15 protein-coding genes are annotated in these 24,435 nt (G+C 71.7%); 5 read left to right on the top strand and 10 right to left on the bottom strand.

Annotation, left to right across the window (positions count from 1 at the left end; genetic code table 11):
* The first annotated feature begins 166 nt into the window (after positions 1 to 166).
* Positions 167 to 2,143, top strand: a complete 1,977-nt coding sequence (locus tag OHT21_RS17030; RefSeq protein WP_328769172.1) for a protein kinase domain-containing protein — start codon at positions 167 to 169, stop codon at positions 2,141 to 2,143.
* An 84-nt stretch (positions 2,144 to 2,227) separates the two neighbouring features.
* Here the strand turns inward: OHT21_RS17030 and purH are convergent, their stop codons facing one another.
* On the bottom strand, positions 2,228 to 3,799 hold the full coding sequence (gene purH, locus OHT21_RS17035; RefSeq protein ID WP_443050385.1) for a bifunctional phosphoribosylaminoimidazolecarboxamide formyltransferase/IMP cyclohydrolase: 1,572 nt from the start codon (positions 3,797 to 3,799) through the stop codon (positions 2,228 to 2,230).
* The gene (gene purN, locus OHT21_RS17040; RefSeq protein WP_328769173.1) at positions 3,796 to 4,434 is read right to left on the bottom strand and encodes a phosphoribosylglycinamide formyltransferase; all 639 of its coding nucleotides are present in this window, start codon (positions 4,432 to 4,434) and stop codon (positions 3,796 to 3,798) included. Before purN ends, purH begins: the two co-directional genes overlap by 4 nt.
* Before the next feature lie 414 nt (positions 4,435 to 4,848).
* Here purN and OHT21_RS17045 point away from each other — a divergent pair, with 414 nt between their 5' ends.
* On the top strand, positions 4,849 to 5,859 hold the full coding sequence (locus OHT21_RS17045; RefSeq protein WP_328769174.1) for a hypothetical protein: 1,011 nt from the start codon (positions 4,849 to 4,851) through the stop codon (positions 5,857 to 5,859).
* 588 nt (positions 5,860 to 6,447) lie between these two features.
* Here OHT21_RS17045 and OHT21_RS17050 read toward each other — a convergent pair.
* Positions 6,448 to 8,016 carry a cell division protein PerM gene (locus OHT21_RS17050; protein ID WP_328774119.1) on the bottom strand — a complete coding sequence of 523 codons (1,569 nt, stop codon included), beginning with the start codon at positions 8,014 to 8,016 and terminating at the stop codon, positions 6,448 to 6,450.
* Between the two features lie 204 nt (positions 8,017 to 8,220).
* On the opposite strand from OHT21_RS17050, the gene OHT21_RS17055 reads away from it, so the two are divergent.
* Positions 8,221 to 9,375 (top strand): helix-turn-helix domain-containing protein, encoded by a 1,155-nt coding sequence (locus OHT21_RS17055; protein WP_328769175.1) that lies wholly within the window; start codon positions 8,221 to 8,223, stop codon positions 9,373 to 9,375.
* A gap of 241 nt (positions 9,376 to 9,616) precedes the next feature.
* Here the strand turns inward: OHT21_RS17055 and sucD are convergent, their stop codons facing one another.
* The 7 genes from sucD to OHT21_RS17090 all read right to left on the bottom strand — a co-directional run bounded on the left by sucD (position 9,617) and on the right by OHT21_RS17090 (position 21,131).
* Positions 9,617 to 10,534: a succinate--CoA ligase subunit alpha gene (gene sucD / locus OHT21_RS17060; protein ID WP_189322441.1), complete on the bottom strand. Its 918-nt coding sequence runs from the start codon at positions 10,532 to 10,534 to the stop codon at positions 9,617 to 9,619.
* A 20-nt stretch (positions 10,535 to 10,554) separates the two neighbouring features.
* Positions 10,555 to 11,748, bottom strand: coding sequence for an ADP-forming succinate--CoA ligase subunit beta (sucC, locus tag OHT21_RS17065; protein WP_328769176.1), 1,194 nt, complete (start codon positions 11,746 to 11,748; stop codon positions 10,555 to 10,557).
* 444 nt (positions 11,749 to 12,192) lie between these two features.
* Positions 12,193 to 14,061: a hypothetical protein gene (locus OHT21_RS17070; protein WP_328769177.1), complete on the bottom strand. Its 1,869-nt coding sequence runs from the start codon at positions 14,059 to 14,061 to the stop codon at positions 12,193 to 12,195.
* A 232-nt stretch (positions 14,062 to 14,293) separates the two neighbouring features.
* Entirely contained in the window at positions 14,294 to 15,670 is a 1,377-nt protein-coding gene (locus tag OHT21_RS17075; RefSeq protein ID WP_328769178.1) for a hypothetical protein, read from the bottom strand.
* A 183-nt stretch (positions 15,671 to 15,853) separates the two neighbouring features.
* Positions 15,854 to 17,062, bottom strand: coding sequence for a VWA domain-containing protein (locus OHT21_RS17080; protein ID WP_328769179.1), 1,209 nt, complete (start codon positions 17,060 to 17,062; stop codon positions 15,854 to 15,856).
* Positions 17,059 to 19,944 (bottom strand): DUF5682 family protein, encoded by a 2,886-nt coding sequence (locus tag OHT21_RS17085; RefSeq protein ID WP_328769180.1) that lies wholly within the window; start codon positions 19,942 to 19,944, stop codon positions 17,059 to 17,061. The genes OHT21_RS17080 and OHT21_RS17085 overlap by 4 nt, the downstream gene beginning before the upstream one ends.
* Positions 19,941 to 21,131 carry an ATP-binding protein gene (locus OHT21_RS17090; RefSeq protein ID WP_328774120.1) on the bottom strand — a complete coding sequence of 397 codons (1,191 nt, stop codon included), beginning with the start codon at positions 21,129 to 21,131 and terminating at the stop codon, positions 19,941 to 19,943. The genes OHT21_RS17085 and OHT21_RS17090 overlap by 4 nt, the downstream gene beginning before the upstream one ends.
* Positions 21,132 to 21,274: 143 nt before the next feature.
* Between OHT21_RS17090 and OHT21_RS17095 the strand changes: the two genes are divergently transcribed.
* Positions 21,275 to 22,636: an SWIM zinc finger family protein gene (locus tag OHT21_RS17095; RefSeq protein WP_328769181.1), complete on the top strand. Its 1,362-nt coding sequence runs from the start codon at positions 21,275 to 21,277 to the stop codon at positions 22,634 to 22,636.
* A gap of 109 nt (positions 22,637 to 22,745) precedes the next feature.
* Positions 22,746 to 24,365: a DUF5691 domain-containing protein gene (locus tag OHT21_RS17100; RefSeq protein ID WP_328769182.1), complete on the top strand. Its 1,620-nt coding sequence runs from the start codon at positions 22,746 to 22,748 to the stop codon at positions 24,363 to 24,365.
* Positions 24,366 to 24,435: the final 70 nt, after the last annotated feature.

Genomic DNA, 24,435 nt, shown 5'->3' on the forward strand with positions numbered 1-24,435 from the left:
ACCCTGTCTCCCGCCAGCGATTCGCGGTGATTACGGTACGAGACGCATGGGACCGCGATAGCCTCTCACGACCCGGGGTGACAGCAGAGACCAGCACGCCACGGATGAACAACACCGACCATCACCACCACACCGCGGACGAACAGCACATCGGGGGATCGGACCCATGTCAGACCAGCGACCCGAGTCGCCGCACTCGCCGGCGACCGGGAACGCCGCGCTGGAGCAGGCCGGTGCCACCCCGCTGCAGCCCTCGGATCCGCGGCAGATCGGCCCGTACGTACCGCTGGGGCGGCTCGGCAGCGGCGGGATGGGGCGGGTGTATCTGGCGCGGCCGATCGACGACGGAGCGGGGCTCGCCGCGGTCAAGGTGATCCGGCCCGAGTATGCCGAGGACGCCGACTTCCGGCGGCGGTTCGAGCGGGAGGCGGCCGTGCACGCCCGGGTCGGGCCGCCGCACGCGCCGGAGCTGCTGGGCACCGGGTTCCAGGACGAACTGCTGTGGATGGCCACGCGGTATCTGCCCGGCCTCAGCCTCTCGGACGCCGTCAAAGAATGCGGCGTAATGGAACCGGCCGGCGCCTGGCGCCTCGTCGCGGAACTCGGCCGGGCCCTGTCGGCGCTGTCCGCCGAAGGCGTCGTACACCGGGACCTCAAGCCGTCCAACGTGATCCTGTCCGAACAGGGCGCCCACGTCATCGACTTCGGCATCTCGCAGGCCGTGGACGCCAGCGCGATCACCGGCACCGGCAACCGCGTCGGCACCCCCTCCTTCATGTCGCCCGAGTACCTCAGGGAGGGCCGCTGCGACACCGCCTCGGACGTGTTCTCGCTGGCGGGCACGCTCGTGTACGCCACCACCGGGCACGCTCCGTTCGGCGACGGCACCGGAGTGGACGTACTGCACCGGGTCGCGTACGAGGAGCCCAACGCGGAGATCATGCGCGAACTCGAGGCCATGGACGCCTCGTTGGCCGACCTGCTCGACACCTGCCTGACCAAGGATCCCGCCGGACGGCCGAGCCCACAGGAACTGATCGAAGCGGCCGAGGCGTACGGCGACAGCAGCTCCGCGCCGCCTCCTTGGCAGACGCCACTCGACTCCCGTCTCCTCGACCGCCGCCAGGCCGCCGAGGTACTGCGGAACGCCTCCGTCCAGCAGACCGGTCATTTGCGCACGCCTACGCAGCGGGGGGCTGCCCCTGCTCCGGGGCCGGGGTTTGGGCCGGCTGCGCCGCCGGGGTCGTACGGGGCGGGGGCGCCGCAGACACCTCCGGGTGCGTACGGGGTAGGGGCACAGACACCGCCGTACGGCTCTGGATCACAGACTCCACCGGGTCCGTACGGTGCGCCGACGCCTCCGGGGCAGTTCGGTCCGCCCTCGGTCGGCTCACCGCAGCCGGGGTCCACGCCCGGTCATCCTCCGGACGGCGGGCGAGGGAACGGGGGCGGCGGGCGTGGGCGCGGTCGCAAGAAGGTGTACTTCGCCGTCGTCGCCGGGCTTGCGGTGTGTGCCATCGCCGTCAGCGCCTTCCTGCTGACCCGGCCGGCGAACGAGGACACAGAGGCGTCTTCGTCACCTACGGCCTCCGAGACCCGCACCCCCGATGACAAGGCGAGGGCACCGCTGCCCAGCGACTCCGATTCCTCCCCCTCCCCCAACAAGGAGAAGGAAGAGAAGGAGAACGGGCGCGGCAAGGAGGACGCCTCCCCCAGTGGGGACGGAGCCGGAGCCGCGGGCGGGGGCGACACGGACGATCGTCAGGACAGCACGCCCACGGCGACCCCGTCGGCCACGCCGTCCAGCGGGAACAGCGGTGGCAGTGGCGGGAGCGGTGGCGGCACCACACCGAGCCCCTCCCCGACCAGGAGCACGGCCGAGCCGGCCAAACCGCCGTGGATCACCCAGTGCACGTACTACTCCGGCACCCAGCTCACGCAACTCGGCGACAAGAACCGCCGGGTGACGCAGGTGCAGTGCATGCTCACCAAACGCGGGTACGGCGTCGGGGCCGCAGGGGTGGACGGCCAGTTCGGCCAGGCCACGCTGAGGGCGGTGAAGCGGTTCCAGGGCGACAAGGGACTGAGCGTCGACGGCGACGTGGGGCCCAACACCTGGGCGGCGCTGCGTAGTAGGACGTAACGGATACGGGAACGGAACGGCCCGCCGATGGTGCACCGGCGGGCCGTTTCGCGTTTCCAGTCAGTGACGGCGTCAGCGTCAGTGTCAGTGGAAGAAGTGGCGCGTCCCCGTGAAGTACATCGTGATGCCCGCCTTCTGCGCGGCCTCCACGACCAGCTCGTCACGGACCGAACCGCCAGGCTGGACCACGGCCTTGACCCCGGCCGCGGTAAGAATCTCCAGACCGTCGGGGAAGGGGAAGAACGCGTCGGAGGCGGCGTACGAACCCTGAGCGCGCTCGGCACCCGCCCGCTCCACGGCCAACTTCGCCGAGTCGACCCGGTTCACCTGCCCCATCCCGACCCCCACCGAAGCCCCGTCCTTCGCAAGCAGGATGGCGTTGGACTTCACGGCCCGGCACGCCCGCCAGGCGAAGGCCAGGTCCGCCAACTCGTCGGCGGACAGGGCCTCGCCGGTCGCGAGGGTCCAGTTCGCCGGGTCATCGCCATCGGCCTGGAGTACGTCCTTGACCTGGGCGAGACCGCCGCCGTCGATCGGCTTGAACTCGGCCGGGGGCTGCGGGCCTTCGGGGCAGCGAAGGACGCGGATGTTCTTCTTACGGGCGAGGACCTCGACCGCGCCGTCCTCGTAGTCCGGGGCGACGATGACCTCGGTGAAGATCTCGGCGACCTGCTCGGCCATCGCCACGGACACCGGACGGTTGACGGCGATCACGCCGCCGAAGGCCGACAGCGGGTCACAGGCGTGGGCCTTACGGTGCGCCTCGGCGACGTCCGCGCCGATCGCGATGCCGCACGGGTTGGCGTGCTTGATGATCGCGACGCAGGGCTCGCTGTGGTCGTAGGCGGCGCGGCGCGCGGCATCGGTGTCCGTGTAGTTGTTGTACGACATCTCCTTGCCGTGCAACTGCTCCGCCTCGGCGAGACCGCCGCAGCCTCCGGTGTAGAGGGCGGCGGGCTGGTGCGGGTTCTCGCCGTACCGGAGCACGTTCTTGCGCTCGTACGTGACGCCGATGAAGCCCGGGAACTCCGTACCGTCACCTGCATAGTCGCCCGCGAACCAGCCCGCGACCGCCACGTCGTACTCGGCGGTGTGCCGGAACGCCTCCGCCGCGAGCCGCTTGCGCGCCGTGAGGTCGAAGCCGCCGTCCGCGACCGCCTTCAGCACGTCGCCGTAGCGGTCGGGGCTGACGACGACCGCGACCGAGGGGTGGTTCTTGGCGGCGGCCCGGACCATGGAAGGGCCGCCGATGTCGATCTGCTCGACGCATTCGTCGGGGGATGCGCCCGAGGCAACGGTCTCGGTGAAGGGGTAGAGGTTCACGACGACGAGATCGAAGGGCTCGACGCCCAGCTCGGCCAGCTGGTTGCGATGGTCCTCGAGGCGCAGATCGGCGAGGATCCCGGCGTGCACGCGCGGGTGCAGCGTCTTGACCCGGCCGTCCAGGCACTCGGGGAACCCGGTGAGGTCCTCGACCTTGGTGACCGGGACGCCGGCGGCGGCGATCCGGCCGGCCGTGGAACCGGTGGAGACGAGCGCGACTCCGGCCTCGTGCAGCCCGCGGGCGAGGTCCTCGAGCCCGGTCTTGTCGTAGACGCTGATGAGCGCACGCTTGATCGGGCGCTGTGTGCCTTCCGTGGTCACTTCGGCGGTCACGGGATAACTACCTTTCGTCCCTCGATGCGATAGCCGTGGCGGGCGAGCCGCCCCACGACATCGACGAGCAGCCTTCGTTCGACTTCCTTGATGCGCTCATGGAGAGCGGCACCTTCGTCCTCGTAGTCCTCGTCCCGGACCTCGACCACGCCCTGAGCGATGATCGGGCCGGTGTCGACGTCGTCGTCGACGAAGTGGACGGTGCAGCCGGTGACCTTCACGCCGTACGCGAGGGCGTCGCGGACACCGTGCGCTCCCGGGAAGCTGGGCAGCAGCGCGGGGTGGGTGTTCACGAACCGGCCGCCGAAGCGGGCCAGGAACTCCTTGCCCACGATCTTCATGAACCCGGCCGAGACGACCAGATCCGGCTCGTACGCCGCCGTGGCCTCGGTCAACGCACTGTCCCACTCTTCCCTGGTCGCGTGGTCCTTCACGCGGCACACGAAGGTGGGAAGTCCCGCGCGCTCCGCCCGTGCGAGGCCCTCGATGCCCGTACGGTCGGCGCCGACCGCGACGATCTCGGCCCCGTAGACGGCCCGCCCCTGCATCGCGATCGCGTCGAGGAGAGCCTGCAGATTCGTACCTGATCCGGAGACCAGCACGACGAGGCGCTTGGCCACGGGATTGGCGGCCACGGCAGGGGCCCTTTCTCGGGAGAGCGTTTGTAGGGTCGTACGAATGCTTCACGCCCCCTGATACGGGGAAGTCTACGAAGCGGCCGACCGTCAGCAACGATACCGGCACAGCGTTCGGCCCTCTTGGGACGGGGGCGTGGCCGGAAGGTAGCGTCTGGGAAGCATCCGCCGGGGAACACGGTCCAGGTGGGGGGAACGCCTCTGCCGCACGGGACGTTGACCAGGGGCGGGGACGAAACTCGGAGGGCGCGAACGGAAACCTCGACCTGCCACCCGCCGTATGCTCCACCCGCTTGCTTCACCACCCGCTCGACCAGCCCGAACGATCGATATCGCTCCACCGACCCGATCCGCAGACTTGATCCGCAAGCCTGATCCGCAGACCTGATTCGCCAAGGGGAAGACGCACACCTGATGCCGGACCGCAGCCTCCGACTCCTCCCACTCCTTCCCTCCCTCGCGTCCGGCCCTTCGGGGGTCGCGGAGGGAGGGGGGCGGGGTGCGTACGTCCCGTCGTTCTCGCCGCTCCCGTCGATCTCGTCGATCCCGTCCTTCCCCTCGTCGTTCCCGTCGTTCGCTTCCGACCGGCCCTCGGGGGTCGCGCCTGTGCGGGGTGGCGGGCGCGGAGGGTTGCTGCTGCGGGAGCGGCATTCGTCGTCGGCCACTCCGCCGCGGGAGGGTGAGGGGGCGGAGGGTGCCTCCGGTGCCTCTGGTGCCTCCGGTGGCGGGGACTCGTCGTCGCCGGGCGGGCAGGGTGCGCCTCCGCCGGCGGACGACAACCCCTTCGCGCCTCCGCCGGAGGGCTCGCCGGACCGGCCGTGGCAGCCGCGTCGGCCCGCGGACGGGCAGGGGTCGGACGAGGGGCAGAGCGGCAGTGGCGGGCACTCCCCCTGGGGCAGCCAGTGGAGCGACCGGCAGCCGGGGCCCTCGCAGGGCGGCGGTTTCGGTGACCGGCCCGGTTCCTCCGGTGGCCCGGGCGGGCAGGGCGGCCCGGAAGGATCCGGCGGCCCCAACGCAGCTCCGCGCTGGGACCCGACGGACCCGATCCAGCGTCGCGCCCGCTATGCCCTGCTCTCGGGCATATGGGCCTTCTTCTTCGCGCTCTTCAGCTGGCCGTATGTGGCGCTGCTGCTCGGTGCGCTGGCCCTGTACTGGGGCATCAGCACGCTGCGCGCCAAGCCGCGCACGCCGGACCCGGACACTCCCGCGCCCCCGCCGGGCGCCCGCCCCCAGACCACGGCGGCGATCAGCGGCCTGGTCACCGCGTCGCTGGCGCTCGCCATAGTCGCAGCGGGTTTCACGGCGCAGCTCGTGTACCGCGACTACTACACGTGCGTGAACGACTCGCTGACCAACACGGCGAGGGAGTCCTGCGACAAGCTCCTGCCGGAGGAGTTGCGGGGGTTGTTGGGGTCGCGTAGCTGAGGGGTTCCCTGCCTGCGGCGGTTGGGTGCGTTGTCCCCTGACGGTTCGTTGTGGCTGGTCGCGCCCGCGCGACGGAGCCGCAAATTGACACCGCCCCGCGGGGTGCCTCCGGCGGTTGGGCGGCTGCGGGTTGAGTGTGGCTGGTCGCGCAGTTCCCCGCGCCCCTGGGGTGCGTGGTGGGTGCGGGGCCGCGGGCCGGTGCGTCAGCCCGTCGCCAACAGGGCATACGACCCCTTGCTTCCACAGGGTGCTGGTGTGCCCAGACCGAAGCTAAGCGACGGGCATAGGACGCACCGGCCCACGTCCCCTCCCGTCGGCGGGAAGGTGACGGGTCCGTTGTGGCTGAGGGCTCCGGGAGCGCCCTTTAGGGGCGCGGGGAACTGCGCGACCAGCCACGACGGACCGGCAGTCGCCCATGAATCAGAACCCACCCTCCCGGTAGGCGCCCTGCTCAACCGCCCGGAGGCAGTGGCAGGTTTTTAGGAGCGCGGGGAACTGCGCGACCAGCCACGTCGCACCCGCAGCCGCGACACAACATGTCACCCACCACCCCCTGGCGGGGGGCCTGGGGGCGCAGCCTCGGTCATGTCACTCCCCACCCTCTGGCGGGGCCTGGGGCGCGGCCCCAGTTTCGGGAAGGGGCGGGGCTGGGGAAGAAAACCCTCCCACCCCAGCGGCCTCGGGAGCGAAGGGGTCGACCGATTCGACGGGATCGACCGGCAGGAAGTCGTATGGCTCTAGGCCGGCGTCCTCCTCTGCGACCCGCGACACCCCCCGCCGACGTCGCCGGGGCAGCCGCAGCCAAGCGGGCCAGGACGCGGACCAGGAGGCGGGCCACAACTTGCCCGCATCCTGAGGCGCGCCCTCGGATTCCTGGGCCTCCCCGCGCGGCCCGCGCAACCGCCACGCCCGCAGCCCCACCGCCACCGGCACCCCCACCCCCGCAACCCACCCCGCCGCCGCAGGCCCCGTCTGCCACCAAACGGGCCCGAAGTCGGCCAACGCGGCCACCCCAAGCGGCCCACCCGCGAGAGCGGCAAGCACCGCGAGGCCGCCCCCGCACAGACCCGCCGCAAGCGCCACGGTTCCAGCGACCCGCCCACGCGACCACACCTCACCGCGCTCAGTCGGAGCCCCCACGTCGCCCGAGCCTCCACCCCTCGGCACCCCCACCCCCACCGCAAACCACGCCACCACCACCCCCCCGACCAGCGGCACCGCCACCGCGGCCCAGTGAAGCGGCGTCCCCGCCCCCGCATCCGGCAACGCCGCAAACAGAGGAAAGCGCGGCAGCAACGGCGCGGCCGACGAGGCCAAGGGATCCGTCACGTACCCGGCCCCGAGAGCAAAGCCGGGGCCGAGCGCGTACGCCGCCCCCCACACCGCTGCGTTCGGCAGCAGAGCCAGCGCCAGCAGGAGTACAGCGACACGCCCCGACCACGCCTCGGTGAGCTCCAGAACCGAGGCCCGCGCCAACGCCCCGTCCCAGACCAGCGCCACGCCCACCAGCAAGGCCCCGCCCCCGACAAGCACCGCCACCCCGGCCCCCGCCGCCCGCCCGGCGGCCCCGAGAACACCGTTCGCGACGAGCCGGCGTACACCCTCCGGAAGGGCGCGACGAACGAACGGCGGCAGAGGCCCGCCGGGCCGCCCGTACGCCGTCCACACCCCCGCCCCCGCCGTGCCCACAACGAAAAGCGGCGGCCACACGACGCCCACCGTCAACGCCGGTCGCAGCACACCGCCCAAGGCGTACAGCACGACCGCCACCCCGACCACCAGGTAGCCCACGACCACACCGCCCCACGCACTGCGAGCGGTAGGCATCGGGCCCCGGCCGTCACCCTCCGCCGCATCGCGGCCCGCCCGGTGCAGCAGCCAGGCCGGCAACGCGACCAGCAGCAGCGGTGTGACACCGACCGGCGCGGGCACACCGGAGAGCGTCTCGGTGCGGACGAACTCGACGCCGTGCGCCAGCAGCCACAGAGAAGCGGCCGTGTGCAACGCCCCGTGGGGCCCGCTGTCCGGGTAGGGCGAACTGATCCACAGAAGCATCACGAGCACGGCGAACAAGCCGAGCCCCAGCCCCGCAGCGAGAACACCGCCGACGAAACCGGCTACCGCTCCGGGCAGCCGGGGAGGCCAGGACGGCGGCATCGGATCGCGGTCGGTCAGGCGCGTCGGATGGCCCGGCTTGACCGGCTTCGCCGGCTTGGCCGGGTGTCTCGAGTAGGCCGAGTGAGTCGAGTGAGTCACGTCGCCATACTCCCAACGCCACACGCTTTCCCGGCGTAATGGGCAAACTCTGGACGCGTCGCTCAAAATATGTTTTATGCACTTTTACGTCTGGAGGGGCGCCCAGTGACACAAAGCCCTGCCAGAAGCCCTGCCAGCCCGCTGCCGTCCCCCACGGAACGTCGCCGCCTCCGCCAGTCCCGCTCCCTGAGCCAGGCCGAGGTCGCCGCCAGAGTGGGCGTCACCCCCAAGACGGTCCAGTCCTGGGAGACCGGCCGCACCACGCCACAGGGACGCAGGCGGGAAGCATACGCACGGCTGTTGCAGGAGTTGGCGGGTTCGGCTCCGGTCGCTGCCGAGGCTGAATCCAAGCCCGAACCAGTGCCCGTCGAGCCCGTGCCGGAGCCGGAGCCGGAGGCCCGACCCGCGGCCGAGCCGGAGCCCGTAGCCGAGGCCGAACCCCCCGCCCTCACCCCCGCCCAAGCCTTCGACGCGCTCTACGAGTTCTGCGCCCCCAGCCTCGTACAGCAGACGTATCTCCTCACCGGACGGCGGCAGTTGGCGCGCGAGTCCGTGGACCGTGCGTTCCAACTGGCGTGGCAGCGCTGGCCGGAGGTGGCGGTCGACCCGTATCCGGAGGGCTGGGTGCGGGCGGTGGCATACGAGTACGCGCTGTCGCCCTGGCACCGGCTGCGCCTCCGCCACCGGCGCCCGGACACACCGCCCGTCACCCCGAGCGACCGCCGCCTGCTCTCCGTACTGCTGAGCCTTCCGCCCCCGTACCGGCGCACGTTGCTCCTCCACGACGGCCTCGGCGTCGGCCTCCCGGAGACCGCGGCCGAAACGGAGGCGAGCACCGTCGCGACGGCGAACCGCCTGCTGCACGCACGCGAGGCCATCGCCGAGCGCTTCCCGGACCTGACGGACCCCCAGGAGCTAAGACGCCGCCTCGCGAGACTCTCGAAACTCGCGGACAAGGAGCGCCAAGGCCGACGGACTGCCCCCAAACCCGCAACGGTCCGCACGAGCAGCGAACGCCAAGCCCAATACTGGACCCGCGCAGCCATCGCCTGCACCACCCTGCTCGTCGCAGCGACGGTTATCACCGTCAAGACAGCCCCGAGCCACTACGAACCTCCCGTACCCCCCGGCGAAAAGATCCACGGAGTACCACCCCGAGCAGTCCCCGGCCCCCTCTCGAACAAGCAGCAGAAACTACGAGCAAAGCTGAGGTCAGAATCAACGAACGGCCCCGAAAGACTCCTCCCAGAAGGCCGTTAGCGCAGCGCTGTGGGCAGTCGTCCCACTACTGCTGCGGGCAGTCGTCCCGCAACCGCTGTGGGCAATCGTTCCGCAGGGCGATGGGGGTCCCCCCGCTCGAGCGAAGCCGAGAGTGGGGGAGGGTGGGCACAGCAGGGCAGCACCGGGTGCCATCCCAACAAGGCCCCACCCCGGGAAACGCAAGATGGGCCCGCCCCAGCAAGGGGTACGAGCCCACCCAACGTTCAGCTGAAGAAACTGCTCAGCCGGCCAGAATGGCGCGCGCCAACTTCGCCGTCTCCGTAGGCGTCTTGCCGACCTTCACACCGGCGGCCTCAAGGGCCTCCTTCTTGGCCGCGGCCGTACCGGAGGAGCCGGAGACGATGGCACCGGCGTGGCCCATCGTCTTGCCCTCGGGCGCGGTGAAGCCCGCGACGTAGCCGACGACCGGCTTCGACACGTTGGCCTTGATGAAGTCGGCCGCACGCTCCTCGGCGTCGCCGCCGATCTCGCCGATCATGACGATCAGGTCGGTGTCGGGGTCGGCCTCGAACGCGGCGAGCGCGTCGATGTGCGTCGTACCGATGACCGGGTCGCCACCGATACCGACGGCCGAGGAGAAGCCGATGTCACGGAGCTCGTACATCATCTGGTACGTCAGCGTGCCGGACTTCGAGACCAGGCCGATACGGCCCGGCTTGGTGATGTCGCCCGGGATGATGCCGGCGTTCGACTGACCGGGGGTGATCAGACCCGGGCAGTTCGGACCGATGATGCGGGTCTTGTTGCCCTTCTCGACCGCGTACGCGTAGAACGCCGCCGAGTCGTGCACCGCGATGCCCTCGGTGATGACGACCGCGAGCGGGATCTCGGCGTCGATCGCCTCGACCACGGCGGCCTTGGCGAAGGCCGGCGGTACGAAGAGGACGGAGACGTTGGCGCCCGTCTTCTCGATCGCCTCGGCGACCGTGCCGAAGACCGGGATCTCGATGGGGGCACCTCCCAGGCCGTTAGGGCTCTGGGGGACGTCGATGTCGACGGAGGTGCCGGCCTTGCGCGGGTTCACGCCGCCGACGATGTTCGTGCCGTCGGCCAGCATGAGCTTGGTGTGCTTCATGCCCGTGGCACCGGTCATGCCCTGGACGATGACCTTGCTGTCCTTGTCGAGGAAGATAGCCATGGTGGTCTGAGTCCTCTTCCTTACTTCGCAGCCGCGAGTTCGGCGGCCTTGTCGGCCGCGCCGTCCATGGTGTCCACGCGCTGCACGAGCGGGTGGTTGGCGTCCGACAGGATCTGGCGGCCCAGCTCCGCGTTGTTGCCGTCGAGGCGCACGACCAGCGGCTTGGTGACCTCTTCGCCCTTCTCGGCGAGCAGGGCCAGCGCCTGCACGATGCCGTTGGCGACCTCGTCGCAGGCGGTGATGCCGCCGAAGACGTTGACGAAGACGGACTTGACGGCCGGGTCGCCCAGGATGATCTCCAGGCCGTTGGCCATGACCTGGGCGGAGGCGCCGCCGCCGATGTCGAGGAAGTTGGCGGGCTTGACGCCGCCGCCATTCTCCGATGTATACGCCTCACCGGCGTACGCGACCACGTCGAGGGTGCTCATGACGAGACCCGCGCCGTTGCCGATGATGCCGACCTCGCCGTCGAGCTTGACGTAGTTGAGGTTCTTGGCCTTGGCGGCGGCCTCGAGCGGGTCGGCCGCCTCCTTGTCCTCCAGCGCCGCGTGGTCCGGCTGGCGGAAGTCGGCGTTCTCGTCGAGCGAGACCTTGCCGTCGAGGGCGATGACCTTGCCGGAGGCGACCTTGGCGAGCGGGTTGACCTCGACGAGGAGGGCGTCCTCCTTGATGAAGGTGTCCCACAGCGTCACCAGGATGTCGGCGACCTGGTCGGCGACCTCGGCCGGGAACTTCGCCTGGGCGACGATCTCGCGGGCCTTCTCGATCGAGACGCCCTCGTTGGCGTCGACCGGCACCTTCGCGAGGGCGTCGGGGTTCTCCTCCGCGACGACCTCGATCTCCACGCCGCCCTGTACGGACGCCATGGCGAGGAAGGTGCGGTTGGTGCGGTCGAGGAGGTACGAGACGTAGTACTCCTCGAGGATCTCGGGAGCCGTCTCGGCGATCATCACCTTGTGGACCGTGTGGCCCTTGATGTCCATGCCGAGGATGTCCGTCGCGCGGGCGACGGCCTCGTCCGGGGTGGCGGCCAGCTTCACGCCGCCGGCCTTGCCCCGGCCGCCGACCTTGACCTGGGCCTTGACGACGGACTTGCCGCCAAGACGCTCGGTCGCCGCGCGCGCCCCCTCAGGCGTGTCGATGACTTCACCGGCCAGCACCGGTACACCGTGCTTGGCGAAGAGGTCCCTCGCCTGGTACTCGAACAGGTCCACGCGCGTCCGTCCCTATCAGGTATCTCGCGGTTCGTTGGTCTCCGTGGGCGTGCCGCGAGGGCAACGTGACTGCGCGGTCACCAAGAGGGCGTGGGCACGGTGGCCGGCACGCGGCATGTCCGTCTGGCAGGTTATCGCCGCTGACGGTGGGGTCGTAAATCGCAGATCACACCTGAGCGGTGATTACGGTCACAGATGCGGGTCCGATGTGCCTCTGATCAGGGCCTCACCAGGCTGGGGTTGGCCTGGTGAGGCCCCTGTAACAGCCCCTGAGGAACGCGCGAACAGCCACTCAGGGGTTGCGGGGCGGACGGTCCCCACCCCATTGGGGACCACCCGCCCCTGTCCGCGGGTTCTCGGTCGGCCGGCCGATGGATTTCGGCTGCCCGGCTGGTTCCCACGGAGTCGGTCGGGTGCCGTACGGCTGGGCGTACGGCAGTCCGGTCAGATGCCGTACGCGGCGCCGTACGCAGTGCCGTGTGCGGCGCCCGTCAGGTAGCTCGGGGTGACGGACTCGGCGACGCCCTGGGCGCCGGTGGCCGCGTTCTGGACCAGGGGTCCGCCTGCGGTCTCGACGGTTCCGGTCAGGTCCTGCGCGAGCGGCCCGGCCTGTCCGGCGACACCGCCCGCGAACGGGGAGACCTCGCCGGCAACGCCGTACGCGAAGGGCTGCACATCGCCCGCGACGCCGTACGCGAACGTCGTGGCACTGCCGCCGACGCCCTGCACGACGGGCTCCGCGTAACCGACGACGGCGTCCACGACCGGCTGCACGGTCCCGAGGACGCCCTCGGCGAACGTCGGCGCCTGCCCGGCGACGCCCTGCGCGAACGGACCGGCCTGGCCCACCACTCCGTACGCGACCGGCGGAACGTCACCCACGACGCCCTCCGCGAAGGGCCGCACCTCGCCGACGACACCGTCCGCGAGCACACCCGCGTCACCCGCGGCCTGCCCGGCGACCGGCACCACACCGTCCACGGCGGTACGGGCGACCGGCGGGAGCACGGAGGCAGCGGTGTCCTCGGTGACCTGGCCCAGGATGCCCGTCGCGTAGGGGGTGGTGTCGCTGACGACGCCGTTCGCGTACGTGTGCGCGTTGTCGGCGATGCCGTGTGCGTACGGGGTGGTGGCCTGGGTGACTCCGCCTGCGTACGTCTGAGCTTCGCCCGCGAGACCGTGCGTGTGCGTCTGCGCGTCGGCCGCGACTCCGTAGGCCAGCGCTGTCGCCTCGCTGATGGCCTGGTCGGCTACGGGTACGGCGCCGTGGACGGTCTGGTCGGCGAGCGGGGTGACGCCGCTGACGGCCTGGCCTGCGACCGGCGCGACGCCGTGGACCGCCTGGTCCGCGACGGGCGTGACGCCGTGGACGGCATCGGCGGCGAAGGGCGGAAGGGCGGAGGCGGCGGTCTCCTCGACGACCGGGGTGGCGGTCTCGTGGATGCCCTGGACGGTGGAGGGGAGGGCGGTGACGGTGGCCTGCGCCTGGGCCGGGGCACCGTTCACGGTCTGGCGGGCGATGTCGGCCGTGGTGCGTACGGGGGCGGCCGTCCGGCCTGCGGAGGCGACCGTACGGTCGGCGGTGGCGGCCGTCTGCCGGACCTGGGCCCGGGCGTCGGACGGTACGCCCGCCGCGGTGCGCTCGGTGGCCGCGAGCCTCGTCTGCGCGGCGGCGAGCGTCCGCTCGACGTCCGGGGCGAATGTCGACAGCGGGCCGAAGAGGTAGTCGACCTCGTCCTGCGGGCCGGTGTCGTCGGAAACGGCGTGCGCCGCCTCGGACTTGGCCTCCTGCGTGGCGGCCTTCGCCCGGGCGATCTCGTGGGCGGGCAGGGCGGGCAGTTCGGCTTCGACGTACTGACGGGCCTGGTCGGCCGCCTTCGTCCTGGCGTCTGCGGAGGCGGTCGCCTTCGCCCTTGCGGTGGTTCCGGTGACGGCGTCGTGCGCCTTGGCCGTCGTACCGGTGGCGGTGCTCTGCGCCATGGCCGTCGTACCGGTCGCGGTGCTCTGCGCCTTGGCGGTCGTGGCGCCGGTGATGTCGGCGATCTTGTCGGTGACCGTGGAGGCGTCGGGGGCGGTGGCGGAGGCGTCGGAGACGTCGTGGAGGACGTCGTCGGCCACTTCGCCGACGGGGCTGTCGGCTTCTTGGGCCGCGTTGCCGACCGCGTCGTCCACGTCGTCCACAGACAGGGACGCGTCGGGTACCGAGGCGGTCGACTTGGGCAGTGCGTCAGCGCCGGCGACGGCTGAGCCGAGCGCCCACGCGCCGGTGACTCCGGCGGCGATGACGATGGAACGGCGGATGTTCTTGTGCATGCGTGCTTCAGATCCTTCGGGATACCGAGACTTGATGACTTCGGGAGTGGGGGGCTTCCGGTGTCGGATGCGGCGCCGAATCCCTTACCGGCCCGGGGAGTTGAGGACCGGTTGGGTCGGCAGCGGCTCCGGTCCGGATCCCGTTGGCTGTGTCCGGAGATCGGAGGGATGTCCGGACGACGGGCAGACCTGTTCCGCCCCCGCGCGGCAGGTCAACGCGGGAAGGGCTGCCCTAGCCGGGGAATACGGGAATGTCCCGGTACCTGTCCCTGGTCTCGGCCGCGGTCACCGCCGCGGCGACACCGGGCACCAGCCTCAGCTGAGCCCGGTTGCTGAACGCGACGGCATGCGCGTCGCCATGCCGCGGCGAACCGTTGTCCGCCGCGGAACCATGCCCGAGCGCACCCTTCGGGGCACCCTCGTGCTCCTGGTGCGCGGGCGGCTGCACGGCACCCCGCGCACCCTCGTCGTTGTCGTGCACACCGGCACCGGGCACCGCGCGACCGCCGCTGAACTGCGGCCCGTACGCACCCGTGGAACCGTCGCCGGACTTCTCTCCGGCGTTCTGCCCAACCGACCTGTTCTCGTCCGCGGCCCCACCGGGCACCTGCGGCTGCGAACCGACCGGCAAGGTCTGACCCGGCTGAACGGGCAGCCCCGGCAGGTGCGGAAGTGCGGGGAGTTCAAGCCCGGGGAGTAGGGCCAGGGGCGGCCACCAGGGCGACCCGGGCGCTTGGGGCTTGGCGGTCCCAGCACCCACGACCTGTTCCACCAGACCACCTATCGGCCGTACGACGCCACCGGTGGCCGGGCGTATGACCTTGTCGGTGACTGGCCGTATGAGCTTTCCAGTGACGGGCCAAACGACCTGCTCGGTCACCGGCCGTATGGCCTGCTCGGTCACGGGGCGGATGACGCGGTGGACTCCGTCGCTCACGGGGTCGTTCGCCGGGGTGGTCGTCTTGTGGACGGGGGCCAGGGGGTCGACGGTGCGGGAGCGGGCCGACGTCCCGACGCCGGGCTTCGAACTGGTGACGGGGCTGGCGCCCTGGCCCGGAGCGGCGCCCTGGCCGGGGGCGGGGCTGGCGCCTTCTGGGCCGGCTTCGGCTCCGGAGGAACCGTTAGCTCCGGAGGAACCGTCCGCTTCGGAGGAGCCGTCAGCTCCGGGCGAGCCGTTCGCTTCGGACGACGGATCGCTGAGGCCGACGAGGCCGCTGAGCCCGTCGAGTAGATCGTGGGATCGGCTCACGCCGTGTCCGCCGGGGGCCCCGGCCTCAGACGCTTCAGCCCCGGAACTGTCCGGAGTCGCCGTCCGCTGCTCCGAACCCGGCCGCTCCGCCCGCGCCTGCTTCACGCCCTGCGTAACCGCTCCGACCGAGCCCGTGACCACGCGCTCGGCCGAATCCGTCACCGACCTCACGACGCGGGTCGCCGTCACACTCGAAGTCGCGGTGTCCGCACCTTCCGCCGCGTCCGCTCGCTCCCCGCACAGCAGCCCGAGCACGAACAACCCGCTCACCAGCAACCCCACTTGCAGGGCCCGCCGCCCGGCCGCCGTGCGCGTCATACGCAGAACGGCACCGGGCAGTGCGGCTGACAGGGTCGACACGGTCAAAACGGGGAGAGCCTCCCGTGCGGCGGGACGAGGCGGGTACGAACGGGCGGGGCGGCACACTGCGCACCGTTGAAGTCGCGACGATCCTTGCATGCGAGTCGGGAGGTTGCGCAAGCCCCCCGTGCCCGTTGGACATTCATGTCCGGTTTCCTCCAACTAGCCCCGCGCAGCCCCTTTTTACCGTACCGGGCTTCCGGTGTCCGGTATCGGCAGCGGGCGCTTCTCGATCGCCGCCGCCATCACCTCCGGGAAGAGATCGGGCGTGCACGCGAACGCCGGTGCGTCCAGCGCCGCGAGCGCCGCCGCGTGCTCCCGGTCATACGCGGGCGCCCCCTCATCGGACAGCGCGAGCAGCGTCACGAACTGCACCCCGGACGCCTTCATTGCCGCTACCCGCTTCAACATCTCGTTCCGTATGCCTCCTTCGTAGAGGTCACTGATGAGCACGACCACGGTGTCGGCGGGGCGGGTGATCTGCGACTGGCAGTACGCCAGCGCTCTGTTGATGTCCGTACCGCCGCCGAGCTGGGTACCGAACAGGACGTCGACCGGGTCGTCGAGCTGGTCGGTGAGGTCGACGACCGCCGTGTCGAAGACGACGAGCCGGGTGTTGATGGACCGCATCGAGGCCAGTACGGCGCCGAAGACCGAGGCGTAGACGACGGATGCCGCCATCGAACCCGACTGGTCGATGCAGAGGATGACCTCCTTCTTCACGGACTGGGACGCGCGCCCGTAACCGATCAGCCGCTCCGGCACGATGGTCCGGTACTCGGGCAGATAGTGCTTGAGGTTGGCCGAGATCGTGCGGTTCCAGTCGATGTCGTGGTGGCGCGGCCGGCTGATACGGGCACTGCGGTCCAGGGCGCCGGTGAGCGTGGCCCGGGTACGGGTCGCGAGCCGCTTCTCCAGGTCCTCGACCACCTTGCGTACGACGGCACGTGCCGTCTCCTTGGTCGTCTCGGGCATCGCCTTGTTCAGCGAGAGCAACGTCCCGACCAGATGGACATCGGCCTCCACCGCCTCCAGCATCTCCGGCTCCAGCAACAGCGTGGACAGCCCGAGCCGGTCGATGGCGTCCCGCTGCATGACCTGCACCACGGAGGACGGAAAGTACGTCCGTATGTCCCCCAGCCACCGGGCGACCGACGGCGCGGAGGCCCCCAGCCCCGCCGACCGGTCCTTCCCTGTCCGCCCCTTGCCGGCGCCCGCGCCCCCGTACAGCGCCCCAAGCGCCCCGTCCATCCCGACGTCCTGCCCGGTCAGCTCACACCCCGTACCGTCCGCCTCCGCCCCGCCCAGCACCAGCCGCCACCGCCGAAGCCGCTCGTCGGAGGCACCGGCCTCGACGGCCGCACCGGCCCTGCCTGTCGCTTCCGTGCTCATCGGCCCACCCCCGCAAGGTCGTTGTCGTTCAGGTCGTTGTTGTGTGCGGTGTCGTCGTGTGCGTCGTTGCCAGGTGCGTCGTCCGCATCGATGTCCTGCTCGTCCAGGCCAAGGAGCAGGCGCAGCATCGGGAGGACGGCGTCCGCGCGCTCGGGGTCGAGGTCAGGGGCGAAGCCGGGTATGGCGGAACCGGTGGCCGCGGCTCGCCCCTGCGTCCCCGGCCCGCGTCGCACCAGCTCGCCGAGCGTGCGCCGCACCCCGGGTTCGTACGCCGAGAAGGTCCGCCGCAGCAGAGGCAGTACGTCTGTGAACGCGTCCCCCGGCACCCCGGTCAGCCATGCGTCGACCAGCCCGAGCAGCCGCTCGTCGTGCACGAGCAGCATCCCGCCCCCGGAGCCTCCGCCGACGAACCCCTCGATCCACGCCGCCGCATCTCCCGGCGCAGTCCCCGGCGACAGCACAAGCCCCATCAGCCGCGCGGCCTCCCCCTCCGCCAACTCCCCATCGTCCAGCAGCAGTCGAACGGCCCGCCCCCGAATGACTCCCGGGATCGTGTCGCGAACGGAGAGCGTACGCAGCACGGTGTGCCAGCGGTGGCGTATGCCGGAGCGAGGGCCGGCGTCGGTATCGGGGTGGGCGTCGACGTCGACGCCGGTGTCGGTGTCGGCGTCGGCGTCGGCGTCGGCGTCGGCGTCGGCGTCGGCGTCGGCGTCGGCGTCGGTGCCGGTGTCGGCGTCGGTGTCGGTGTCGGTATCGGTGTCGGTGTCGATCTTGGTCTCTGGCTCGGCGTCGGCTTCGGTAGCGACCTCAGCGTCTGCCTCGGAGCCAGGCCTCTCGTCGGCTTCCGGACGGGGGCCTGGACCGGTCCCGGTGTCCTGTGCCGGGGAGGCATCCGCAGCCGCCGGGCGCGACCTCTGGCCGGATGCTTCCGCGCCGACCGTCGCCGGTGCTGCTCCCGGACGCGATTCCGAGCCGGCTCCCGCAGACGTCTCCGTATGAACCTCCCCCAGCAACGCCACCGCCCCATGCACGGCATCGACATGGCGACGCATCTCCTCTGCAGCGTCTGCGTCGAGAGCGGCGCAGGCCGGAGGGAGGCCGACGAAGACGCGTTCGGCGAGGCCCGCGGCGACCTCGGCCAAGGCGTGGGTGCCCGTGCCGCGTACGTCGCCGTAGCGCAGGGAGCGGACCAAGGCGGGGAGGGCCTGGGCGAGGTGGCCGACGTCCGCGTCGAGGGCCGCGCGGTCGGCGAGGATCCGCATCACCACGGGGAGGGCGTTCGGGAGTTCGGCGAGTAGGCAGCGCTCAGCGAGGGTCGTGACATCTACCAGGGCGCCGGCCGCGACGGCGTCCGCCTCGGCCTTCGCGGTCGCCGCGGCCAGCACCGTGGTGCCCCACACCCCGGCTTCGGCGACCCGCACCGCCAACTCCGGCTCCCAGCGCAGCCGCCAGGTCTCCCGGAACGTACCCGTGCTCCCCCGCGACTCCGCCGGCGTGCCCCACGCGATGCCGAGGAGGCGCAGCCGGTGCAGGAGCCTGCTGCGCCCGGCGTCGTTCTCCTTGCGGAGGTCCAGCTCCAACTCCCGCTCCAGCGCCTCCGGTTTGAGGCGCAGCCGCCGCTGGATCCGGGCCAGGTCCCGCTGCAACGGCACCGCGGGCGCCGACTCGGGCACCTCGCCCAGTACGTCGCCGACGATGAGCCGGTCGTGCACGAGCGCGAGCGGCACATCCGAGCCCTCGCACATCACGGCCCGTACGGCATCGGTGGTCTCGGTCAGCCCCGGCAGCGGGCGGCCCCGCATCGCGGCGAGCGTGTCGGCGAGCCGCACCGCCTCGATGACGTGCGCCGACGACACGATCCGGTCCTCGTCGCGGAGCAGCCCGGCCACCTTGGTCATCCAGCGCTCGATCGGCCGGTCGGGGGCGCTGAACAGATGCCCGTACCAGCCGGGCGAGTCGATCCCCGCGCCGTAACCGCTGATCCGCGCGAGCCGCCGGTGCGTCCACGGCACCCACGTCATGTCCACCTTCGCCTTGGGCAGGCCCTTGAGCAGTGCTTTGTCGGCGGCGACGGTGGCCTTGTGCCGCAGCGCGGGCACATGCCAGGCCCCGCACACCACGGCCACCTCGTCCCCGAACTCCCCCTGCGCCGCCCGTACTTGGAGCCGCATATACGCCTCCCGTACGAGATCCCGCTCGTGTCCGCCGGTCCCGTACACCTCCCGCAACGCCCCCATGGCCTCCCCCAGCACCTCGAAGGGCCCGAACGCGTCCGAGCCGCGGACCCCCCGGTGCTCGATCACGTCCTCCCACCACCGCTCGGGATCGTCGTACCCGGCGGCCTCGGCGAGCACGGCGAGCGGGTCGATCCGGAGGGCCTCCCCGGACGCACCACTGCCCGGTGTCTGCGGCGTACCCGGTGCTGACGTGTCCGTCGCTTCGGGCCCGTCCGGTGCCGCAGACGCGTCTGACTCGTCCGGTGTCGCGGACGAGTCGGGCGCCTCCTCCTGCTCCCAAGCCAGCGTGTGCGTGGCGGGGAGGTCGATGAAGCGGGCCGGAACCCCGTTCTCCAACGCCCAGCGGATCGCCACCCACTCCGGGGAGAACTCGGCCAGCGGCCAGAACGCCGACCGTCCCGGCTCCTCCACTACATGCGCGAGGAGCGCGACGGGCGGCCGCATGCCGTCCTCGGCGGCCAGCGCGATCAACACATCCGCCTCTGGTGGACCCTCGATCAGTACCGTCCGAGGGCTCGCCGCTTCCAGGGCCGCCCGCACGGCCCGCGCCGAACCGGGCCCGTGGTGCCGCACCCCGAGCAGCAAGGGACCCGTACCGCGCCCGGCGCCTTCGGCCCGCGCGGCCTGGGGAAGGGATCCGTTCACGCGCTCACCTCCCGGCAGGCGCGGTAGAAGTCCTTCCAGCCGTCGCGTTCGCGGACGACCGCTTCCAGGTACTCCTGCCAGATGACGCGGTCGGCCGCCGGATCGCGGACGACGGCACCGAGGATGCCGGCGGCCACGTCACTCGCGCGCAGGACGCCGTCGCCGAAGTGGGCGGACAGGGCAAGCCCGTTGGTGACGACGGAGATGGCCTCCGCGGTCGACAGCGTGCCGCTGGGCGACTTCAGCTTCGTACGGCCGTCGGCGGTGATGCCGTCGCGCAGCTCCCGGAAGACGGTGACGACGCGGCGGATCTCGTCGATGCCGTCGGGCACGGCCGGCAGGTCGAGGGAGCGGCCGATCTGGTCGACCCTGCGCGAGACGATGTCGACCTCGGCGTCGGCGCTCTCGGGCAGCGGCAGCACCACTGTGTTGAAGCGGCGGCGCAGGGCGCTGGACAGGTCGTTGACCCCGCGGTCACGGTCGTTGGCGGTCGCGATCAGGTTGAAGCCGCGTACGGCCTGCACCTCCGACCCCAGTTCCGGTATCGGCAACGTCTTTTCCGACAGGATCGTGATAAGCGAGTCCTGTACGTCGGCGGGGATACGGGTCAGCTCCTCGACGCGCGCGGTCATCCCTTCCGACATGGCGCGCATGACGGGGCTGGGCACCAGCGCGTGGCGGCTCGGGCCGTTGGCGAGCAACTGCGCGTAGTTCCAGCCGTACCGGATGGCCTCCTCCGGTGTGCCGGCCGTGCCCTGCACGAGCAGCGTCGAGTCTCCGCTGACGGCCGCGGCCAGGTGCTCGGACACCCATGTCTTCGCCGTGCCGGGCACGCCGAGCAGGAGCAGTGCCCGGTCGGTGGCGAGCGTGGTGACGGCGACCTCGACGATGCGGCGCGGGCCCACATACTTCGGTGTGATCACTGTGCCATCCGGCAGGGTGCCACCGAGCAGGTACATCGCGACGGCCCACGGCGACATCCGCCAGCGGGTCGGGCGCGGGCGGTCGTCCTGCGCGGCCAGCGCAGCGAGTTCGGCGGCGAACGCGTCCTCGGCGTGCGGCCGCAGCGCCTCGGCGTTCCCTCCTGTGGGCGCCTGCGCGGACGTACGCACGCCGGCGCTCGTGTTCGCGGGCGCGGACTGGTCGCGGCTCGGGTCGACGGACGTCGGGTCGACGGAAACAGGCATGGCTAGGTCCCCCTCCAGCTCGGCCGGGTCGGCCGGTTCGGATCTGGTGTCCACCTTGCACCACACCACTGACAATGCGCTCTGACCTGCGCAAATTCCCTGGCGAGGGCCGATTGTCAGTGGTGGGATCTACCTTCGATGTCATGACTCAGCAGGGGGTGCGCTGGACTGCGGATCAGGTGCTGGCACTGGCACCTGACTCCGCGTCACGCAAAGCGGGAAGCAAACTCGGCGCGGCAGGGCCGTGGTCGGAGGCCGGCAGTTCTGACGAGGGGACGGTATGGGGACTGTGCAGGGGCAGCGGCAGCAAGCCGTATCAGACGGTCATCGACCTCGCGGATTCCACGGGGCCCGCGTACAAGTGCAGTTGTCCCAGCCGCAAGTTCCCGTGCAAGCACGCGCTGGGACTGCTGCTGCTCTGGGCGGGCGAGAGCGGGACGGACAGCTCGGTGCCGCGCGGGCAGGCGCCGGACTGGGCCGAGCAGTGGATAAAGGGGAGAAGGCAGCGCGCGGAGGAGAAGCGGACGACGATCGGGCCGTCCGGCGCTCCGACGGGTGATCCCGAGGCGGCGCGACGCCGGGCGGAGCGGCGTGCCGAGCGGATCACGGCGGGCGCGACGGAGCTGGAGCAGCGGCTGACGGATCTCCTGCGCGGCGGCCTGGCCGCGGCGGAGCAGGCGGGGTACGGGCTGTGGGAGGAGACGGCGGCCCGGATGGTCGACGCGCAGGCACCGGGACTGGCCGCGCGCGTGCGGGAGTTGGGGGCCATTCCGTCCTCCGGTCCCGGCTGGCCGGTCCGGCTGCTCGAGGAGTGCGCCCTGCTCCACCTGCTCGACCAGGGCTGGCTGCGCCGCGAGCGACTGCCGGAAGGACTGACGGCGACGATCCGTTCCCGAATTGGGCTGTCCGGCTCGGCGGACGGCCCACCCGAGCGCGACCACTGGCTGGTCCTCGCCCAGTACGACACGGCGGACAGCCGCCTCACGACCCGCCGCATCTGGTTGCACGGAGCGCAGTCGGGACGCACGGTCCTGCTCCTCTCCTACGGAGCCGCCGGCCGCGCACCGGAACTGGCACTGCCCGTCGGCCTGGCCCTCGACGCGGAGGTGGCGGCGTACCCGGGCGCGGGGCAGCTGCGGGTGTCCCTGGGCGAGCAGTTCACGCCCCCTGCTCCCGTGACGCTCCGCCCGCCGGGGGTGAGCGTGACGCAGGCGGCGGCCCGGTACGGCGAGGCACTCCGGGACGACCCATGGCTGGACTCCCACCCGGTGACGCTGGCCCGCGTCATACCGACCCCGGACGCCGACTCCTGGCAACTGGCGGACGCCGACAGCGACCTGGCGCTCCCCCTCACCCCGGCCGCCCAGTCCCGCTCCGGCCTGTGGCGCCTGGTCGCCCTGTCGGGCGGAGCCCCTGTCACGGTCTTCGGGGAATGCGGCCACCGCGGCTTCACACCGCTTACGGCTTGGCCTGAGGAAGTCGGAGAGGCGATGCCGCTGTGCTGACGCCACGGCCAGGTCTCGCCCCGCCGACCAGCTCACCCGGGCCTCTCGGCAGTCGCCGTCCTGCGCGGCCGGGCACCCCTCCCTCTACTCCGTATGGAAAGGGACGCACATGAACAGCCCCCTCACTCCCACGGACGCCTCCACCGGGAACTCCTGGGAGGAGCTCGTGACCGTTGCGTTGCTCGGGACCGAGCGGCGTACGTTGCCGGGGATCGCGCCCGGACGGGAGGCGCCCGGAGCCCTGCTGGACGCGGCGGCGATACAGACGGTTCGGCGGCGGGCCGGACTGCGGCCGGGGCAGGCGGCAGCACGGCCGGAGTCGGCGGCACAGGACCCGCGCCCGGCGCTCCCCCGCCCCGCCGCGCGCAGGCTGGCGATGCTGCTCGCCGACCGGCCCGGCACGGGGGGCGGCGGCCGCAGAGGAACGGCGCCCGACCTCATGGAGCTGCTGCCGCAGTGGCTCGCCCTGGCGAACGAGCGCGGGTTCTCGGCACCCCCGGAGTTGCTGCCCGCGCTTCTGGACGCGGCCAGGGGGCGTACGGATCTGCGGCCGGCGGCGCTGACCTTCGCGGGTCCGCGTGCGCTGTGGCTGGCACGGCTGAACCCTGACTGGAGGTTCGCGCTGCGTGCGACACCGGGCGGCAGTGCAGCGCTGCCCGGCGCCGAAGAGCCGGAACAGGCAAGGCAGTTGTGGCAGGAAGGTCTGTTCGCCGAGCGGGTGGCACTCCTTGCGGCGATACGGGCACAGGACGCGGCAGCCGCGCGTGAACTGCTCGCCACGACCTGGGCGACGGAGCGGGCCGAGGACCGGCTGATGTTCCTCGACTCGCTGCGCACGGGGCTGTGCGCGGCGGACGAGCCGTTCCTGGAACAGGCGTTGGCCGACCGGAGCCGCAATGTGCGGGCCACAGCGGCGGAGTTGCTGTCCGCGCTGCCGGGTTCGGCGCTCGCCGGGCGGATGGCGGACCGCGCCGGCTCGTGCGTGGCCGTCGACCATACGGGCGGCGAGCCCACGATCGTGGTCGAGGCGCCACATGAGTGCGATGCGGGCATGGAGCGCGACGGGGTGGTGGCCAAGGCGCCGACCGGCCGGGGTGAACGGTCCTGGTGGCTCGGCCAGTTGGTCGAGGCGGCCCCGCTCGCCACGTGGTCCGAGCGGCTCGGCGGGCGTACGCCGGAAGAGATCGTGGCCTTGCCCGTGGCGGACGACTGGCAGGGCGAACTGCATGCCGCGTGGTGCCGGGCGGCGGTGCGGCAACGTGATCCGTCCTGGTCCAGAGCGCTTTTGGGGCCACCTTCCGCGCCGGAGGCCGGAGGGCCGGGGGCGGTGTCGCTGGCCGAGCGGGCCAAGCTGCTCAGCACGTTGGGCTCCTCCGAGCGGGCGGAGTGGGTGGCGGGGTTCATAGCGGTGCACGGGTTGTCCGAGGCGTTTCAGTTGCTCGGCGTCTGCGCGACCCCCTGGGCGGGGGGCCTGGGCAGGGCCGTCGTGGACGCGCTCAACATCGCGCGGGACGCGGGGAGCTATCCGTGGAGTTTCAGCGGCGTCATGGGGCTCGCCGAGCGGTGCCTTGACCCTTCGGAAGCGGACCGTCTCGATGCGCTGACGGCTGTGCCTGACGAGCCGGAGAACGCGTCGCCCGGTGCCGGGGGCTACTGGGCGGAGTCGTTCCAACGCCTTGTAGGCACGTTGCGCTTGCGCGCGGCTATGCGAGCTGAGCTCCGCGGTTGAGAAGGGGGCGCCTACCGGGTGGGTGGGTTCAGTTCGTTGGCGGCTGCGGCGCCGTCGTGGCTGGTCGCGC

Source organism: Streptomyces sp. NBC_00286 (assembly GCF_036173125.1).
Taxonomy (GTDB): domain Bacteria; phylum Actinomycetota; class Actinomycetes; order Streptomycetales; family Streptomycetaceae; genus Streptomyces.

Coding starts and splice junctions, on each gene's coding strand:
- OHT21_RS17030 (WP_328769172.1), top strand. CDS start 167: ATGTCAGACCAGCGACCCGAGTCGCCGCACTCGCCGGCGACCGGGAAC.
- OHT21_RS17045 (WP_328769174.1), top strand. CDS start 4,849: ATGCCGGACCGCAGCCTCCGACTCCTCCCACTCCTTCCCTCCCTCGCG.
- OHT21_RS17050 (WP_328774119.1), bottom strand. CDS start 8,016: ATGCCGCCGTCCTGGCCTCCCCGGCTGCCCGGAGCGGTAGCCGGTTTC.
- sucD (WP_189322441.1), bottom strand. CDS start 10,534: ATGGCTATCTTCCTCGACAAGGACAGCAAGGTCATCGTCCAGGGCATG.
- OHT21_RS17070 (WP_328769177.1), bottom strand. CDS start 14,061: ATGCACAAGAACATCCGCCGTTCCATCGTCATCGCCGCCGGAGTCACC.
- OHT21_RS17080 (WP_328769179.1), bottom strand. CDS start 17,062: ATGAGCACGGAAGCGACAGGCAGGGCCGGTGCGGCCGTCGAGGCCGGT.
- OHT21_RS17090 (WP_328774120.1), bottom strand. CDS start 21,131: ATGCCTGTTTCCGTCGACCCGACGTCCGTCGACCCGAGCCGCGACCAG.
- OHT21_RS17095 (WP_328769181.1), top strand. CDS start 21,275: ATGACTCAGCAGGGGGTGCGCTGGACTGCGGATCAGGTGCTGGCACTG.
- OHT21_RS17100 (WP_328769182.1), top strand. CDS start 22,746: ATGAACAGCCCCCTCACTCCCACGGACGCCTCCACCGGGAACTCCTGG.